General features: G+C 45.7%; 15 protein-coding genes. 10 read left to right on the top strand and 5 right to left on the bottom strand.

All coding sequences use genetic code 11. The annotated features are described in order from the left end of the window. The first annotated feature begins 130 nt into the window (after positions 1–130). The 4 genes from BTW00_RS04105 to BTW00_RS04090 all read left to right on the top strand — a co-directional run bounded on the left by BTW00_RS04105 (position 131) and on the right by BTW00_RS04090 (position 4,108). Positions 131–1,438, top strand: a complete 1,308-nt coding sequence (locus tag BTW00_RS04105) for a UbiH/UbiF/VisC/COQ6 family ubiquinone biosynthesis hydroxylase (RefSeq protein ID WP_075106356.1) — start codon at positions 131–133, stop codon at positions 1,436–1,438. A gap of 108 nt (positions 1,439–1,546) precedes the next feature. Beyond that, positions 1,547–2,806, top strand: a complete 1,260-nt coding sequence (locus BTW00_RS04100) for an FAD-dependent monooxygenase (RefSeq protein ID WP_075106355.1) — start codon at positions 1,547–1,549, stop codon at positions 2,804–2,806. 81 nt (positions 2,807–2,887) lie between these two features. Continuing rightward, entirely contained in the window at positions 2,888–3,505 is a 618-nt protein-coding gene (locus tag BTW00_RS04095) for an OmpA family protein (RefSeq protein WP_075106354.1), read from the top strand. A 12-nt stretch (positions 3,506–3,517) separates the two neighbouring features. Beyond that, positions 3,518–4,108 (top strand): OmpA family protein, encoded by a 591-nt coding sequence (locus BTW00_RS04090; RefSeq protein WP_075106353.1) that lies wholly within the window; start codon positions 3,518–3,520, stop codon positions 4,106–4,108. 116 nt (positions 4,109–4,224) lie between these two features. On the opposite strand, the gene BTW00_RS04085 is transcribed toward BTW00_RS04090, so the two are convergent. The 3 genes from BTW00_RS04085 to nadA form a co-directional block, all read right to left on the bottom strand. Further along, on the bottom strand, positions 4,225–5,136 hold the full coding sequence (locus tag BTW00_RS04085) for a lysine exporter LysO family protein (RefSeq protein WP_075106352.1): 912 nt from the start codon (positions 5,134–5,136) through the stop codon (positions 4,225–4,227). A 196-nt stretch (positions 5,137–5,332) separates the two neighbouring features. Next, complete coding sequence (gene nadB, locus BTW00_RS04080) at positions 5,333–7,303, bottom strand: L-aspartate oxidase (RefSeq protein WP_256713999.1); 1,971 nt, start codon at positions 7,301–7,303, stop codon at positions 5,333–5,335. Position 7,304: 1 nt separating this feature from the next. Beyond that, positions 7,305–8,444 (bottom strand): quinolinate synthase NadA, encoded by a 1,140-nt coding sequence (gene nadA / locus BTW00_RS04075; protein WP_075106351.1) that lies wholly within the window; start codon positions 8,442–8,444, stop codon positions 7,305–7,307. Positions 8,445–8,820: 376 nt separating this feature from the next. Here nadA and BTW00_RS04070 point away from each other — a divergent pair, with 376 nt between their 5' ends. The 3 genes from BTW00_RS04070 (at position 8,821) to BTW00_RS04060 (ending at position 11,734) form a co-directional block, all read left to right on the top strand. Beyond that, positions 8,821–9,852 carry a hypothetical protein gene (locus BTW00_RS04070; RefSeq protein ID WP_075106350.1) on the top strand — a complete coding sequence of 344 codons (1,032 nt, stop codon included), beginning with the start codon at positions 8,821–8,823 and terminating at the stop codon, positions 9,850–9,852. Positions 9,853–10,012: 160 nt separating this feature from the next. Beyond that, the gene (gene nadC / locus BTW00_RS04065; RefSeq protein WP_075106349.1) at positions 10,013–10,873 is read left to right on the top strand and encodes a carboxylating nicotinate-nucleotide diphosphorylase; all 861 of its coding nucleotides are present in this window, start codon (positions 10,013–10,015) and stop codon (positions 10,871–10,873) included. Positions 10,874–11,092: 219 nt separating this feature from the next. After that, positions 11,093–11,734, top strand: coding sequence for a MarC family protein (locus BTW00_RS04060; RefSeq protein WP_075106348.1), 642 nt, complete (start codon positions 11,093–11,095; stop codon positions 11,732–11,734). Between the two features lie 119 nt (positions 11,735–11,853). Here the strand turns inward: BTW00_RS04060 and BTW00_RS04055 are convergent, their stop codons facing one another. Next, on the bottom strand, positions 11,854–12,456 hold the full coding sequence (locus BTW00_RS04055; protein ID WP_075106347.1) for a LysE/ArgO family amino acid transporter: 603 nt from the start codon (positions 12,454–12,456) through the stop codon (positions 11,854–11,856). A 179-nt stretch (positions 12,457–12,635) separates the two neighbouring features. Here BTW00_RS04055 and BTW00_RS04050 point away from each other — a divergent pair, with 179 nt between their 5' ends. The 3 genes from BTW00_RS04050 (at position 12,636) to BTW00_RS04040 (ending at position 14,871) form a co-directional block, all read left to right on the top strand. Further along, positions 12,636–13,385, top strand: coding sequence for a hypothetical protein (locus tag BTW00_RS04050; protein WP_075106346.1), 750 nt, complete (start codon positions 12,636–12,638; stop codon positions 13,383–13,385). Positions 13,386–13,591: 206 nt separating this feature from the next. Continuing rightward, a complete protein-coding gene (locus tag BTW00_RS04045; protein ID WP_075106345.1) occupies positions 13,592–14,260 on the top strand; it encodes a hypothetical protein in 669 nt (222 codons plus the stop codon). Between the two features lie 53 nt (positions 14,261–14,313). After that, positions 14,314–14,871, top strand: a complete 558-nt coding sequence (locus BTW00_RS04040) for a hypothetical protein (RefSeq protein WP_075106344.1) — start codon at positions 14,314–14,316, stop codon at positions 14,869–14,871. Positions 14,872–14,982: 111 nt separating this feature from the next. Here BTW00_RS04040 and rluB read toward each other — a convergent pair whose 3' ends face one another. Beyond that, positions 14,983–15,909 (bottom strand): 23S rRNA pseudouridine(2605) synthase RluB, encoded by a 927-nt coding sequence (gene rluB, locus BTW00_RS04035; protein ID WP_075106343.1) that lies wholly within the window; start codon positions 15,907–15,909, stop codon positions 14,983–14,985. Between the last annotated feature and the right edge of the window lie 346 nt (positions 15,910–16,255).

Here is a 16,255-nt window from a genome sequence, read left to right as displayed (position 1 = left end):
TCTATGAGCGATATTACAACGCTTTACGATTGAGCCAGAAGCGGCCTTTACCAGATGAAGACTATCCAATAAAACGGCTATCGATCACTAAAGACGTGTCTGCCCAACAATTATAATAGGAACAATAACGATGCAAGAAACAGGTTCACCTTTATCCAATTCTGAAAGCCTACCTGAAAAAAGAGAAGCAATCACCGACCAGCAAGTGCTTATCGTTGGTGGCGGTCATGTCGGTTTGTCTTTTGCCTTACTACTGGCGCATCACGGCATTGCTAGCACGCTATTAGAAAAAAACCGTTATCCAACCATCAGTCCGACCGATGACCGTACGCGCAGTCATTATCTAGACAGCCGTAATACGGCATTATCGCGGCGTACGGTACAGATCTATCAAGAGATTGGGCTGTGGGATGAATTGCAAAGCCATGCGTGCCGTATTGATAGCGTGCAAATTAGTGAGCAAGGCAGTTTTGGGCGCGCGCAGCTGAATAAAGCCGAAGAGAAAGTAGAATCCTTTGGACAAGTCATTGAAAACGCTTGGCTAGGACGTAAGCTCTTATTAGCCGCACAGCAGTCGCCACTCGTTACCTTGATTGATAATGCCAGTGTCAACGCAGTGACCCAAAAAGCGGATGGCGTGACGCTGAGCTTTAGCAACGATGACGCAGCAGAAAGTGAGCAACAGCTACAAGCCAGCGTGTTAGTCGCTTGTGATGGAAGCGATTCTACGGTACGTCAGTTGTTAAATATCGGCACCACCACCTATGACTACCAGCAGACGGCTATCGTTGGCGTGGTAGAGACCGATACGGCGCACGAGCATGTGGCAATTGAGCGTTTTAGCCCAGCAGGGCCACTGGCGGTGCTGCCGCTGACGGATCCAGAGGGTGACGGCAATGATGACTATCAACAAGGCTATAGACGATCTGTGGTTTGGGTCTGTCCAACAGGTGAAGAAACCAAATATCTAGAAGACGACGCCCATTTCTTACAGACGCTACAGCAAGCATTTGGGCAGCGCGCGGGCACGTTTATCGCTGCTGGTCGCCGCGGCGCGTATCCGTTATCGCGTGTGCTAGCAGATAAGCAAGTAGAGGGTCGCTGCGTCATTATGGGCAATGCCGCTCATACTTTGCATCCTGTCGCGGGTCAAGGGTTCAATCTGTGTATGCGCGATGCGCATGTATTGGCGCAGATGATGAGCTCACAAGTGCTCAAAGGTGAAGATATCGGTAATGCACAATTACTACAGCGCTATGAGAAAGCACGTCAAACGGATCAAAAACGGGTGATTCGCTTTTGTGATGCCGTGGTACATGGCTTCACCCATCCTAATCCAGCCATTAAGCTGGCACGTAATATGGCATTACTGGCCTTTGATAAGTTGCCAAATATCAAGCCATTGGTTGCGACCTACGCGATGGGTCTAAAGTCATAACAGCGTATCAAAATACGATTTTTTTAAAATATACAATAAATAAAATGGGAGTGGTCCGTGCATCATTTATAGGATGATGGATGGATAATGCTCCAAAAAGGATGATTCATGAAAGACAATCATACGCTGATTATCGGTGGCGGTATCGTTGGGGCGACGCTCGCGCTAAAGCTTGCGCAGGATAAAATGCCAGTGACATTGGTTGATGCCTGTCCTGCCCGTGATGAGTCAGCGTGGCAAGCGGTGCTGAGTAAACGCGACGCGCGTGTCTATGCGCTCAGTTTGGCGAGTATTAACTTGCTCGAAGAGGTTGGCGCGTGGCAACACATTACCGCATCCAAGCGTAAAGCCGACTATTCGCAAATGCAGGTATGGCAGTTGAACGGCATGGGCGAGCTATTATTTGGTGATAGTCATGACCAGAGCGCTGCGCCTGAGATACTCGGTAGTATGGTGGAGCCAGCCGTTATTGAGCACGCCTTATGGCAGCGTTTGCATGAAGCGGATGTCAGCGACTACCTGACCGTTATCGCTGGGCATAAAGTGGTGAATATGGATTGGCTAGGTGCACAGCAAGGTTACCGTGTGACCTTGGATGATGGGACAGCGATTGATGCGCGTCTGTTGGTTGGTGCTGATGGTCGTGGCTCATTTGTCCGTCAGCAAGCAGGGATTGGGCTCGATACGCTCAATTATAATCAAACAGCGATTTGCTGTGCGATTCAGACCGAGAAACCGCATCAAGCGACTGCTCGTCAAGCCATGTTGCCAACGGGGACGCTAGCGCTATTGCCGCTAGCGGATATTACTGATGACGATAAGGCAAATCCACAACATTGGCAATCTATCGTATGGACATTGCCCCGCAATCAGGCATTGGCATTGATAGAGGAAGAGGATCGCTTTATCGCGGACAAACTTGCAGCAGCGAGCCATTACGAGCTGGGCGCTATCCATCAGATCGAATCCATCGCCAGTTTTCCTTTAGCGGCACAACAAGCAAAAAGCTATGTAGCTGACAACCTGGTACTCATCGGCGATGCCGCCCATGGCGTGCATCCGCTCGCAGGTCAAGGGTTGAACCTCGGTATGCTCGATGTGAAGGTATTAAGTGAGCAATTAGCGCATGACTTTACCCGTAGTGGCGGCACGCTGTGGGGCAGCAATCAAACGCTGCGTCATTATGAGCGTTCGCGTCGTCCGCACAACAGCCTAATGATGCACAGCTTCTCTGCACTCAACTGGTTGTTTGCAGGGTCGCTTGCCCAAGTGCGCCCTGTGCAGCAAATTCGTAATGAAGGCATGTACCGCGTCGGCAAAATCAAGCCATTGATGCGCTTGTTTGCGAAGCAGGCGAGTGGGGTTTGAGGTTGCTTATTTTTAGTGACATAGAGTTGTGACACAGAGTAAGTATAAGTATGACCTATCATAACCAGTAAGGCGTTCACTATGACGAAGTTTAAAACAATAAAAGTCTCTACTGCCTTATGGATGATAGGGATTGTGGTAATAGCAGGCTGCCAATCAGTGAATCCAACCACAAGTAACGTTGCACAAGAGGTTTTAAAGCCCTCCACTTGCGTGGTTGAACCGTCACCTGTTGATGAAAATGGCAAACCTATGCCAGTGGATTTGGACGATAGATTATCTATGGAGTTACGAGTGTTTTTCGATAAAGATAGTGCCGCACTAAAGGAACAATATGCTCCGGAATTAAATAAGATCATAACGTTCGCGGAACGATGTTCTAACCTGACTTTTTTTGTCCAAGGGCATACCTCCAAAATTGAACAGCAAGCCATTGACGAGAAAGCTATACATCTCAAAGGCTCGTCTCAGCAACTGGACTTTATCTCATTAGCGAGTGATCGTGCACAAAGTATCAAAAATTATTTGGTTAATCTTGACCTGCCAGCGCATAGAATTCGCACCTTTGACTGTAGCGCTGATAATCCTATTGCTCCTAATGATACCGAGGAGGGAGCTATTATGAATCAGCGAGCGTTCGGTTGGATATCAGCGCGAGATAGGTATGACCAAATGCTACTAGATTGTAGAGAATTTTAAAGGAAAAATATTATGAAAACTCAATTGGGAAATGCATTTTTAATTTTGGTAAGTGCTTTGGCGTTATCAGCCTGCCAAACCACTTCAACTGCGCCGTCTAAAGAGTTACCTCAACATGAAAACATCAGGACGACGCAAGCAGCGATTGACCCAGATAGTGACGGTGTGCTTGATGATATAGACGAGTGTCCAGCCACACCTTGGAAAGTGATAGTAGATGAAGTAGGTTGTCCTATTGCAGGTATTGGAGTAGGTCTCAAAATGGAGTATCGTGCTTTTTTTGCCAAGGGTAGTAGTGAGTTATCAAAAGAGTACCAGCTTGAGCTTGATAAAGTAGCAAAAAAATTGCAAGAGTACGACACAGCAACTATGCGTATTGAGGGGCACGCTTCAGCAGATGAAGTAGATAAAAAATTGCGATCAAATTCTCTGGCAAGAAATAGAGCAATTATCGTCAAAAACTATCTGATAATGCAGCATCAAATTGATCCTAATCGTCTAAGTACCGCCAGTTATGGTGCTCAGCGGCCCATAGCCTCTTCTGATACCGAAGAGGGTAGGTCTATGAACCGCCGAGTTTATGGGTTAGCTCAAGAGCCTTAAAGCAACTTGTTTTATATCTCGATAAACGATTTATGTACAGATTAATACGTTGAGTTTTAAGTAAATTTGCTATCGGTCTTAGCTATCAGCTGAATTAGCGACTATTAAATCTATACTTACCCCAAAGCCGAAAAGAACACCATCAGCACTGGCGAGACAATATTAATCAAAAAGCCAAAACTAATCGCCAGTGGTACAACTTTTAGACCACCTGACTGTTGAATAATAGGCAAGGTAAAATCCAAACTGGTCGCACCGCCAAGCCCCACCGCAGCAGAAGGGTATTTGCGCATAAATACAGGAATGAATAGCAGCGCAAAGAACTCCCGTACCAAATCATTAAATAGCGCGACACTGCCCCACACAGCGCCATAAGCATCGGTCATGACAATCGCTGATAACGAATACCAACCAAACCCTGACGCCATTGCCAAGCCTTTCATCCACGACACATCGGTAAATAGTAAGGCAAACACAAGCCCACCAACCAACACCGACAGCGTAAAAATAACGCTCATCTCGACGCCGCGCTTATTGAGCATGACTTCTTTTAACGTAATGCCTGAGCCTTTTAAGCCGATACCGACCAATAAGATCAAAATCATCAGCATGACCGTCATAGAGTTTTCAGGCGGCATATAATCAGCAGGCAAGAAGTAGCCAATCACCATGCCAATCACCACGCAAACGACCTGTGCTAGGCTACCGCGGATACTGACACGATGCTCTTTAGATTTGACGCTTGGTTTTTTGGCATGCCATGGTCGGACACGGTCAAATACCATCAGTGCAAACAATCCTGTGCCAATCGTCAATATGGATAAGACAGTCACGTACAGTGCAATTTCGCCAACTTGGTTACCCAGCCCTTCTACCTGTGATAGCTCAATACCGATCAGTGCCAAGATAAGATAGACTAAATAAGACAAGCCTGTATCGGCAAGTTTGGTCAAGGTCGGATTAGAGGGAATGGCAAAGCCAATAAACATTGGCATCAAGACCAAAACGAGGGTAATTAGGCTTTGCATGGTGGTCAGCTCGCAGCGATTTTAACAAGACATTTTAGGAAGCTTGCGATTGTACCATAACCCTGACCGAATACTAAAAACCCACTAGGTAGCCTACATTGATTGATATTTTGTGAGCTGATAGGACTTGCGGCAAGTTAATCAATCTCTGCTATTGGCTGACTTTTTCTAGGACGTTGATGTGCACACTGCTCCGTCAAGCAATCAACGTTTTCCACATATTGTTTAGCGTTTTCGATATATTTATAGATTGAGCAGCAGAGATATGTTGCTGATATGGCTCACGCTGCGGCTCAACCACACTTGCCCGAGGTATATCCGATAGCTTGGGATAATCATGGCGATAATGTCCGCCGCGACTCTCCATACGCTGATAAGCAGACTGAATAATTAAGGTCGCTAATTCAAGCTGTCTTGTTAATTGAAAGCATGCAAGTTCGCTAGCAGTAGTAGGGCTGCGTCTATTACTTGCATCGGATTGATCAGACTCAGCATCTGTGAACCAGTCTTGCCACTTTTGTATTTGGGTTAGTGCTTGCTCTAATTGACTGGCGCTACGGGTGATACCCATATTGGCTGTCATGAGTGCTTTTAGTTCTGTGGCTATGGTTGCGACATCAGTTTTTGCGAGATTAGTGTCAACAACATCGAGTGTTTTATTGCCATGACCATATTGTTGTGCGACAAGCCCAGAGATAGGCAAGACCACAGGCTGCATATCTGTAAGAATTGGCGCTGACCAAACAGTAGTAGCTGATTGAGCTGCCTCATAATAAATGTCACCATTTATCTCTTCTAAGTCTTCTAAATACTGAGGCAAGTGGGCTGCAATATGGCGACCAACCACCACGCACTCCAACAAAGAATTACTTGCTAAGCGGTTCGCCCCATGTAGCCCTGTATAAGCGACTTCACCAGCCGCATAAAGTCCTGGTACATCCGTCAATCCATTGGCATCAGTCACCACACCGCCACAACTATAATGCGCCGTCGGGGCGACTGGAATAGGATCTGTCGTGATATCAATCCCAAGCGTTAATAGCGTTTGGTAAATCTGCGGGAAATGCGCTTTTACAAAGTCAGTGGCTAAGTGACTGACATCAAGATGCACGTAGCCAAGCCCGTTGTTATCAATCTGCGCGGCTATCGCCCGAGCGACGATATCGCGCGGTGCCAATTCAGCACGTGCGTCCACATCCAACATAAAGCGGACACCAGTTTGCGGACAATATAATCGTCCCCCTTCACCGCGCAGTGCTTCAGATATCAAAAAGCTGCTGTCATCTAACGCTAAGCCTGTTGGGTGAAACTGAATGAACTCCAAGTTTGCTAAGCGGCAGCCTGCTTGCCATGCCATCATCACGCCATCACCGACGCAGACATTAGGCGCGCTGGCACGCTTGAATAATTGACCTAAGCCGCCACTAGCTAGTACCACTGCACGACTATGAAAGGTGAGCGGGCGCCCATTGATATGATCAAAGACAAGCGCCCCTCGGCAATGCTTAGCATCGCTATTATCTGTAAAAAAAGGCTGACTGCTCGCTATAGGCAGTGTGAATAACTCAAGCGCTTCATGATAAGGCAAAATAGTGATATTGGTAGCAGCTTGCGCTTTGATGGTTAATGCGTCCATCACGTGTCGACCCGTCGCATCATCTGCATGGGCGACGCGTCTACAGCCGTGACCGCCTTCTTTTGTTAAATGCAAGTCGCTAGTCTGTAACTGAGAAAATTCCTGTGTGTTTGTATTATCCAAAGCGTTAGTTGAGTTCTGCGTAAAAGGGACACCTTGCGCGCATAGCCACTGAACCGCTTGCTGTCCTGCACCCAAAATACTGGCAGTATTATCCGGTGTGCAAAGCCCTGCACCAGCCACTAAGGTATCAGCAACATGGTCAGACACAGAGTCATCTTTGTCTAGACTAGCGGCAATGCCGCCTTGAGCATAGTGACTTGAGCAAACCTCAAGTCCCGCTTTACTCAAAACCGTGATATTCAGTGACTTCGGTAGCGATAACGCCGTGCTCAAGCCTGCCAGTCCAGCACCAATGATAAGGACGTCAGTGTTGACAATATGGCTCATGTGACTACTCCTATAGTTATCAGGAATACAGTTATCAGGGATGGTGGTACGGGTTTGATTGGCTGAGTGTGGCTGACTCATGCTAGGCTGCCCCAACATTGGCAAACAATGCACGGTCTTGGACGATATCGCCACTGGCCGCCACGCGTTGCTTTTGTGATTCAGCAAAATCAAGCATACGTTGTAAGGGTTTTCTAGCGGCGGCGGCAAGCTCAGGCGTCATTAGTACCTCACCGCTGTTATTGGTCAAGCATTGCTCGATACCTTTTAGGCCATTCATCGCCATCCAAGGACAAAAGGCACAGCTCTTACAGCTCGCACTTTCACCAGCGGTAGGCGCTGCCAAAAAGCGTTTGTTCGGCGAGCGTTTTTGCATCTCATGCAATATGCCGAGGTCAGTCGCAACGATAAAGGTGTCAGCATCCATCTCATATGTTGATTGCAACAGTTTACTGGTTGAACCGACAACATCAGCAAGTGCCACCACGCTATCGGGCGACTCAGGATGTACTAATACTTTGGCTTCTGGGTACTCGGCTTTTAATTGCAGCAATTCAGTGGCTTTAAACTCGTTGTGTACAAGGCAAGACCCCTGCCACAGCAGCATATCTGCACCCGTCTCACGAGCGATGTATTTACCCAAATGACGGTCAGGCCCCCAGATGATCGGCTCTCCTTGTGCATGCAAATGACGGACGATGTCGATACCGACCGACGAGGTCACGACCCAGTCGGCGCGCGCTTTTACCGCGGCGCTGGTATTGGCATAAACGACGACGGTACGTTCAGGGTGGGCATCACAAAATGCGGAAAACTCATCAGCAGGGCAACCCAAATCGAGCGAACATTCCGCCTCCAAATCAGGCATAAGCACGGTTTTTTCCATACTTAAAATCTTTGCTGATTCGCCCATAAAGCGTACACCCGCCACGACTAGAGTCTGGGCGCTATGGGCTTGCCCAAACCGAGCCATTTCGAGTGAATCACCGACGCAGCCACCTGTCGCGAGTGCTAAGTCTTGAATAAAAGGGTCAACGTAGTAATGTGCCACTAGTACGGCGTTATTATCTTTCAATAATTTTTTGATGTTTTCTTCAACCACGAGTCTTTCAGCACGAGGCAAGTCTGCTGGCATTTTTGCTCTGGCATATTCGATGTTCATCTGAGTGGCGATGCGATTGTCGGTACTCATGATGGGTGCGTCGTAAGGATAACTTTTCATAATGGCAACCTCTGTTGGCGCTATAGTGATAAATGGTGTGCTAAAACAAGATGTTTGGTTAAATAAAATTAATCCGTTGTTTTAATTATGCTCATTTTGAGCATAAATACAAGTGTTTTTTGTATACCTGCTGATTAAGTACAGCTATTTTCATAACCTATGATTTAACCAAATGATCTGCATTTCTAGTTTGTCTTTATACAGAAGCTAACGTTTAGCCATTGGTTTTGATGTTTTATGATTACAACGCCAGACTATGATATTTCAAGATTCACGTTATACTGTTTTAGATTTGAGGCGTACCATCATTATTAGCCTTGAGAACCCTTTTATGACTTTTATGCTATTTTAAAGAGACAGGATAACCCCCAAAACTATGACGTTGTCTTATTCACATGCGCACCAGCAAGGTAGCGGCACGACAGAAGTGGTCGCTGTATTGGTCGCGATTACCGATCATATCGCTCGTGTCCTAACCGTTGATCAAGGTAAGCTGCTGCCAAATGGGCCGCTTATGCCGCTACATCGCTCGCTACAGGCAGGCGTACGTCAATGGGTAGAAGAGCAGACGCAGCAGCCGCTCGGATATTTGGAGCAGCTATATACCTTTGTTGATACCAACAGACGTAACGTTGATGGTCATGCATTGGTGTACGTCAGCTACCTTGGTTTGGTACAAGAAACTCAAATGCAGGCATTGCAAAGCCAAGCGCTATGGCGAGATTGGTATGATTATTTCCCGTGGGAAAATCATTTGGATGGTATGCCCAGTATTATTACCGACTTTATCGTTCCTATGCTCTTAGAGTGGGCAGATACCGCTGAAGACTCAGTTGCCCGGCAGCGCCGGCGTCAGCGTATTGGTTTGTGCTGGGGACTTAGCGAAGAGTTTTTGACAGATAGCGAGTTCATAGAAACTGAACCAGTTGGCGATAAGGCTGATGAAAGCAGAGAATGGATCGCAGAGCATGTGCTGCTGCGCTACGAGATGCTGTATGAAGCAGGACTGATACCAGAAGCGCCCAATTATCCGCCTAATTACCAAACGGTTGAGCTGCCAAGCGACTGGTCTCAGCGTATCGGCATACCGATGTATTACGATCATCGCCGCGTGATTGCCACCGCTATCTCCAGACTACGCGCCAAGATTGAATATCGACCGCTTATCTTTGGGTTGATGCCAGATGTGTTTACTTTATCCCAATTGCAGCAAAGTGTTGAGGCCTTATCAGGCATACGCTTGCACAAACAAAACTTTCGCCGTTTGCTGGAATCTCAGAATCTTGTGATGGAGACAGGAGAGAGTAGTAGTGCTCAGCGTGGTCGCCCCGCCAAACTCTATCGTTTTCGCCATGATATCGAGCTACAAAGCTTATTGATGGACAGCAAACTTCCTAAGCGTAAATAATTGCTACTAACAAATACAGCTCATATAGAAATCGACTTGCTCAATAAAAACTTTTTCACCTTCCCTTGCAGGAGCGTCAACTTTACGCTATATTTATGCTCATTTTGAGTTTAAATATTTAGACGTTTTTATTCATATTACGCCTACATAAGGGTCAAACATGACAATTGAAAAAGAGCCAGTATTGGATGACGTATTGCTTAAACCTTTGGTAGAAGATGCGCTAGCGGAAGATTTGGGCAGGCGTGGTGATGTCACCTCGCAAGCCACTATCCCAGCAGATATGCAAGCACAATTACAGATTAAGGCGCGGCAATCAGGTGTGATATGCGGTATGGATTTGGCGCGGTTGTCTTTTGCCTTAGTTGATGCAAGCATTGAGTTTGTGGCTCAAGTGCAGGATGGCGAAACAGTCGCCGCTGGTGCCGTATTGGCTACTGTAAAAGGTAATGCACGCCATCTGCTCACAGCAGAACGTACAGCATTAAACTTCATGACGCATCTTAGCGGTATTGCGACTGCGACCCGCCAGATTGTCGATAGCGTGGCGCAATATCCGGCACAAATTACTTGTACGCGTAAAACCATCCCAGGTCTGCGTATTGTACAAAAATACGCGGTACGCTGCGGTGGCGGTCGCAATCATCGTTTGGGACTGGATGATGCGATCTTAATCAAAGACAATCATATCGCCATTGCTGGTGACATAAAGACGGCTATCGAGCAAGCACAACATTTTGCTGGGCATCTGATTCCTATAGAGGTTGAAGTCGATACACTAGAGCAATTAGAGCAGGCGCTAGAGGCGGGTGTGAGTTTGGTATTGCTAGACAATATGTCGCCTGAAACGCTATCGCAAGCGGTTGCTATGTGTAAAGGTCGCGCAAAGACTGAAGCATCCGGTGGTATTACGCCTGAAACGGTACGAGCCGCCGCCAGTACAGGGGTTGATTTTATCGCGATAGGCTACCTAACGCACAGTACTACCGCTTTGGATATTGGCTTAGATTTTAGTGCATAGGCCATCAATTATTTCAGCTTAACCTGAGTCATAGCTTTTATATTCGCTGGATTTCTCGCCAAGATGACATAGAAGGGTAACCGAGCAAAGTTAATGATTTAACTCGCTTATCTGCCTATGTTACAATGTCATTATGAATTGCCTATTGGGTCATCGTCGCACTCGCACGATGGCCTTATCTTTTTGCACCAGTGGTATCAATAGACAAGCGAGCGCTCAGTGAATACTGAAATTATCAAGATAATCCTAGCCTTTATGGTATTGATCAATCCATTTAGCGCATTGACGTTGTTCTTGGATTTGACTCGCGGCTATTCGATGAACAATCGACGCAAAGTTGCGCGTGTTGCTTGTCTGACCATTTTTATCACCATCAGTTTTTTTACGGTGGCGGGTGAGACCTTACTAAAAGCACTAGGTATTTCTATTGGCTCGTTTCAGCTGGCTGGTGGTATATTGGTGTTCTTGATTTCACTAAATATGATGAACGGTGAAGGCAACCCTGTTAAGCCTGATCAAGAGAACTTCGATGTCGACCACGTGCAAGATGCACCGCCGACGATGGCCTCAGCAGTGGTCCCCCTTGCGATACCGATGATGATTGGACCAGGTGGTATTTCTACCGTTATTATTTATTCATCACAAGTCTCAGGCATTTTGCAGGTATCTGCCATCATCATTGCTGGTCTCTTCATTAGTCTATTTTGCTATCTGGCATTGATGGCAGCTGGTCGTATCAGCCGCTTGCTCGGTGATACTGGTCTGAATATTATGAGCCGAATCATGGGTATGCTATTGGCAGCCGTGTCTATCGAGATTATTGTTAGTGGTCTGCGTACGCTGTTCCCTGCTTTGATGTAGGATGTTTATTGTGTTTCTAATATTGAGCACTTAAAATCCTAATAATTGAATTAAGAGGCCTTATCATATAGCTGATAATGGCCTCTTAATTTATCTGGATTTAATGCCTACTGTTGTATTTAGCTTTGGTATAAATGCCAAGCCAGATACAGCATCAGTAACCCTACCAAAGCATCTAGTATGTTCCACGCTTTTGGCTTGGCAAACAGAGGTCTCAGCAAGCGTGCACCGTAACCGAGCCCAAAAAAGAAAAAGAATGAGGCGCTAATTGCCCCAATGGCAAAGGTGAGCTTACTACTTGCGCCTGTTGAAACCATCCCAACGAGTACCAATGTATCTAAGTAGACGTGCGGGTTTAGCCACGTAAAGCCAAAGCAGAGCAGCAGCGCTTTTTTTAAGCTGGTCACTACTTGTCCCTCGACCGTCAGCGCATGAGATACGCGCACACTGGCATACAAACTCTGTAAGCCGTAGCCTAATAAAAATAAAATGCCTGCTATTTTTGCGATATCTATCACATGCGGATAGCGTGCGGTGACCGCACCAAATCCGCCAACGCCCGCTGATATCAACAGCGCGTCGCTCACTGCGCAAAATAGGCAAACAAAAAATATGTGCTCACGTTTGAGACCTTGTTTGAGTACAAAGGCATTTTGTGAGCCAATGGCGATGATGAGCGATAACCCAAGCAAAAAACCAGAGAGATAATCGGGAGCATTCATAACAAGGCGCTTAGCATTGACAGAGTAAGTATGGAGAGTAGGAATGTTGACACTTTGCGTACTGGCAGGTCAGCAAAAACCTGTTAAGATACGCTATTGAATGAACGTATGCAATATGAGCACAGATTGCAGGTATCGAACGAGGGGCAGAGCAAGTTATGGTCGTTAGTTTGACAAGAATGCTAAAGTCATTTGGGCAAGCGCAAGATGACCTACCAACGCTAGCTGCCAACAATGCGCAGGAGATGGGTGTTAACCATAATTTAAATGACAATAGTGATAATGTCGATATCCATCATAATAATGACGGCACTCAATCAAATCACGAGCGTGCTGCATTAACGCCACCTGAGCGGGTAGACCGTATACGTGATGCATTGGCGCAGGTAAATGATATTCACTCATCAACCCCATTGACTGATCGCTATTTGTCCAATCGTGCGCACATGTGCCCGACCAATAGACCACCTTTTGACCCCGATACCTTGTGGTATCTCAAACATGGACGTTGTCCGATTATGACTGAGCTTGTTGATGTGGTCGATGAGGCCACCCTAAATGCGATGCCCATCGAAGCCGTTGCGATATTAGACCGTATCAATGGCAAGCTAAAACGCTATCGTGAGTGGAGTAGTGAGCTAAACGAGCAACAGCAGCAGCAACATAATGAACGTCAGTTTGTCATTGACAAGCTGGTGTCCGAAAGTATCCCTGAAGCGCTACATCATTACGAGCAGTTGCAGCGCTTCAGTCCGCATCGCACCAAAAACAATATGGTTCAGGGAAAAATGACCGCAGGTGATATGTTGACCGATTTGTTTTTAGAAGTTGATTATGAGCTTGATGAGCTATTGGATGAATTGCATCAAACCGTTTTAAATCGTCTTGCCTCAACCCATCGTTACGTCAAGAGCCGCACGCAAAGCTAGCGTATTTTATAAAATAAAAGATTATCCAAAAACAGTGCAGACTCAATGTATAACAATATAAGGCTTTCATAGAGCCTTATTTTTTTGTTTAATAAAAGCAGTGCTAAGCAATAAAGTTGATGACACTAAAACCGCCTAGCTTAAAATACTGATTAAAATAACAAGAAATTTGCCAAACTATTCTGTCAAATAATAAGGACAACCTGATGACCCAAGTGACTGCTATGTTAGTGATGTTTGTATTATACGGAGTGCTGCCGGCCGCTGGGTTATATCTGGGGTATCGTGGTATTAAGAAAGTTACCGCGCCCAAAATGCTGGAATATAATGCCATGCCGCAACTGGGCTATATACCAGAGAAAAGCCTACCCGTTGAAGTCAAAACAGCACTTGAGCAAATCAATCGAAAAGGCAAAAAACTCCGCTTGATTTATGGTGATACCAATAATGACGGTAAAATTGATGATAAAGACACTGTCACTGAAACTTATATTATGATCCAAAATCTGATGGACCGACACATTCCGCAAGCAGTGGCCGATTATCGCCGCTTGTATGATCTAGATGTGACAGATGGGGCGCGTGCTGATACCACCAAAATCAAACATTCAGACGTCACTGGTAAACAAGCATTGTTAGAAGTGCTTAAGACGATAAATACCCAGTTTGACGATTTACTCAATGCCTCATACCATCAAGATGGGCAAAAACTGCTCGCGACCAATCGCTATCTGCAAACGCGTTTTGATCATCCAAATATGGATTCAACAATGCAGCCGCTGAGTAATCTCAGTAAGAAAACAGAGGCTATTGAGTCACCTACTTTGAGTAGCACGGATGTGAAAAATCCAGTAGCAGAAGATATTAAACGCTAAGTGCCAACGATAAGTAGTCATACATAGAATTGAGTGATGAGTAGCGAGCAGTTATGAGTATATTAATAGGCATCGGTATTGTGACGACCGTCACGACTTTTTATCTAGGTAGAAAAGGCTGGCATGCATTGCACAAAGCGGTCGGTATTACTCCAGGTGTGCTTATATATCAAGATGATTATGCGCCATTGTCACTGGTTACGTTAAGTTGGGAACAGCTTAACTTGAATAAAAAGCACTTAAAAAGCTTGTCAGATCAGCAGCTACGGCAATTAAAGCGTATCGATAACAAAGTGAGTAGCTATCAAGCTTATCAGGCAGCATTACAAGCTCAACATAAAACACCTGCTATAACAGAAGCGCAGTTTGTTTTGAATAAAATGTTACAAACCAGACTCCCTGACATGCTAGCCAGTCATCATCATTTCATAAGCTTCAATACCAATGACAATGGTGCGCGTCATGAGAAAAAACTTGAAGCCGATGCCTTATTGCAAAAAATGCTAGACAATATCGAGCAGCGCTTGGATGAATTGCTGGCACAAATAGAAGGACAGCATCTACAGGATCTGCGCGTGATGGATCGTTATATCGACAGTCATGATCAGTAGAAGGCAACACTCAGTTTTTGTACTGGATATAAAAAGCGGCCAAAGATTTATAATCTTTGGCCGCTTTTTATAATAAGTCTGAGACTATAAGACTCTTAAGGGTAGCGTGAATTAGCGTTTGTTATTGCGATCACGGGTGTTGCGTGTCCCGCGACTTGCAGGGCTGGCGCTACTTTTAGGCTTCGCGCTGCTGTTGCGATTGTCATTACGAGTGTCCGTGCGACGCGCTTTAAGCGGCTTGTTTCTGATACGCTCTTGCTTTTCTTTAGCCGCACCATGTAGACCTGTGCCATAACGTGGACGTAAGCTCACCAAATCGGTCAATGTATTGATCTCTTTTTTATCGAGCTCTAAGAAACGACCTGTACGTAAATCTTTTGGCAAGGCAATCGTACCGTAACGTGTACGCAATAGGCGGCTAACTTTCAGACCTTGTGACTCAAACAAGCGGCGTACTTCACGGTTACGACCTTCTTTGAGCTGAACGTGATACCACTTATTAACCCCTTCACCGCCGCCTTCTTTAATGTCGTCAAACTGCGCCATGCCGTCTTCTAACATGACACCAGCAGTCAAGGTGCGGGCGATATCAGGAGTGACTTCACCCAACACACGAACGGCATATTCACGCGTCACTTCGCTAGAGGGATGCATCAGGCGATGCGCCATCTCACCATCATTGGTAAATAATAGTAAGCCAGTTGAATTGATATCCAAACGTCCAACCATGACCCAACGATCATGAGTGAGCTTTGGCAAGCGCTCAAACACAGTCGGACGACCTTCTGGATCTTTGGCTGAGCAGACTTCACCTTCAGGCTTGTAATAAGCGATCACTCGGCGACGCTTCTCGTTTTCGGCGGTGTATTTGATCTGACGACCATCCACACGTATTTCATCGCCTGGTGTGACACGGTCACCAATCGTTGCTGGACCGTTATTAACAGATACGCGACCTGCTTTAATCACTTCTTCCATTTGACGGCGTGAGCCAAGGCCCATACGGGCGAGTGCTTTTTGCAATTTTTCGTCTTTCATCTGAAGCTCCTTGAGTCGGTGGGTTACATTTCTCAATGTATAATGATTCACAATTGTTTATACTAGATTATAAATGATAATAGGTAAGAAAATGCATTGTTTGCTGTGAGCAGCATTATACTAGTAAAAGACTACTTACACTGTATTTTTTGGCTTATTTCTCCGATGTATATACCTTGCAACTGTACTCAAGCCAATTTGAACAAAATCTTGCATATTTTTACTAAGAATGTTTAATAGCTTTTAGATAACCGTACATATGCAGCAACATAGCAGTGTAAGAATTTAGTATAAATTCAATCAATTATTAATATACGTAATATATTTAGTTGTAATTGATAAAAAG

It is taken from the genome of Psychrobacter sp. C 20.9 (assembly GCF_001921765.1).
In the GTDB taxonomy this organism is placed as follows: Bacteria; Pseudomonadota; Gammaproteobacteria; order Pseudomonadales; family Moraxellaceae; genus Psychrobacter; species Psychrobacter piscatorii_B.
Note: the sequence above shows the minus strand (reverse complement) of the source record. Positions and strands in the feature narration are given on the sequence as shown.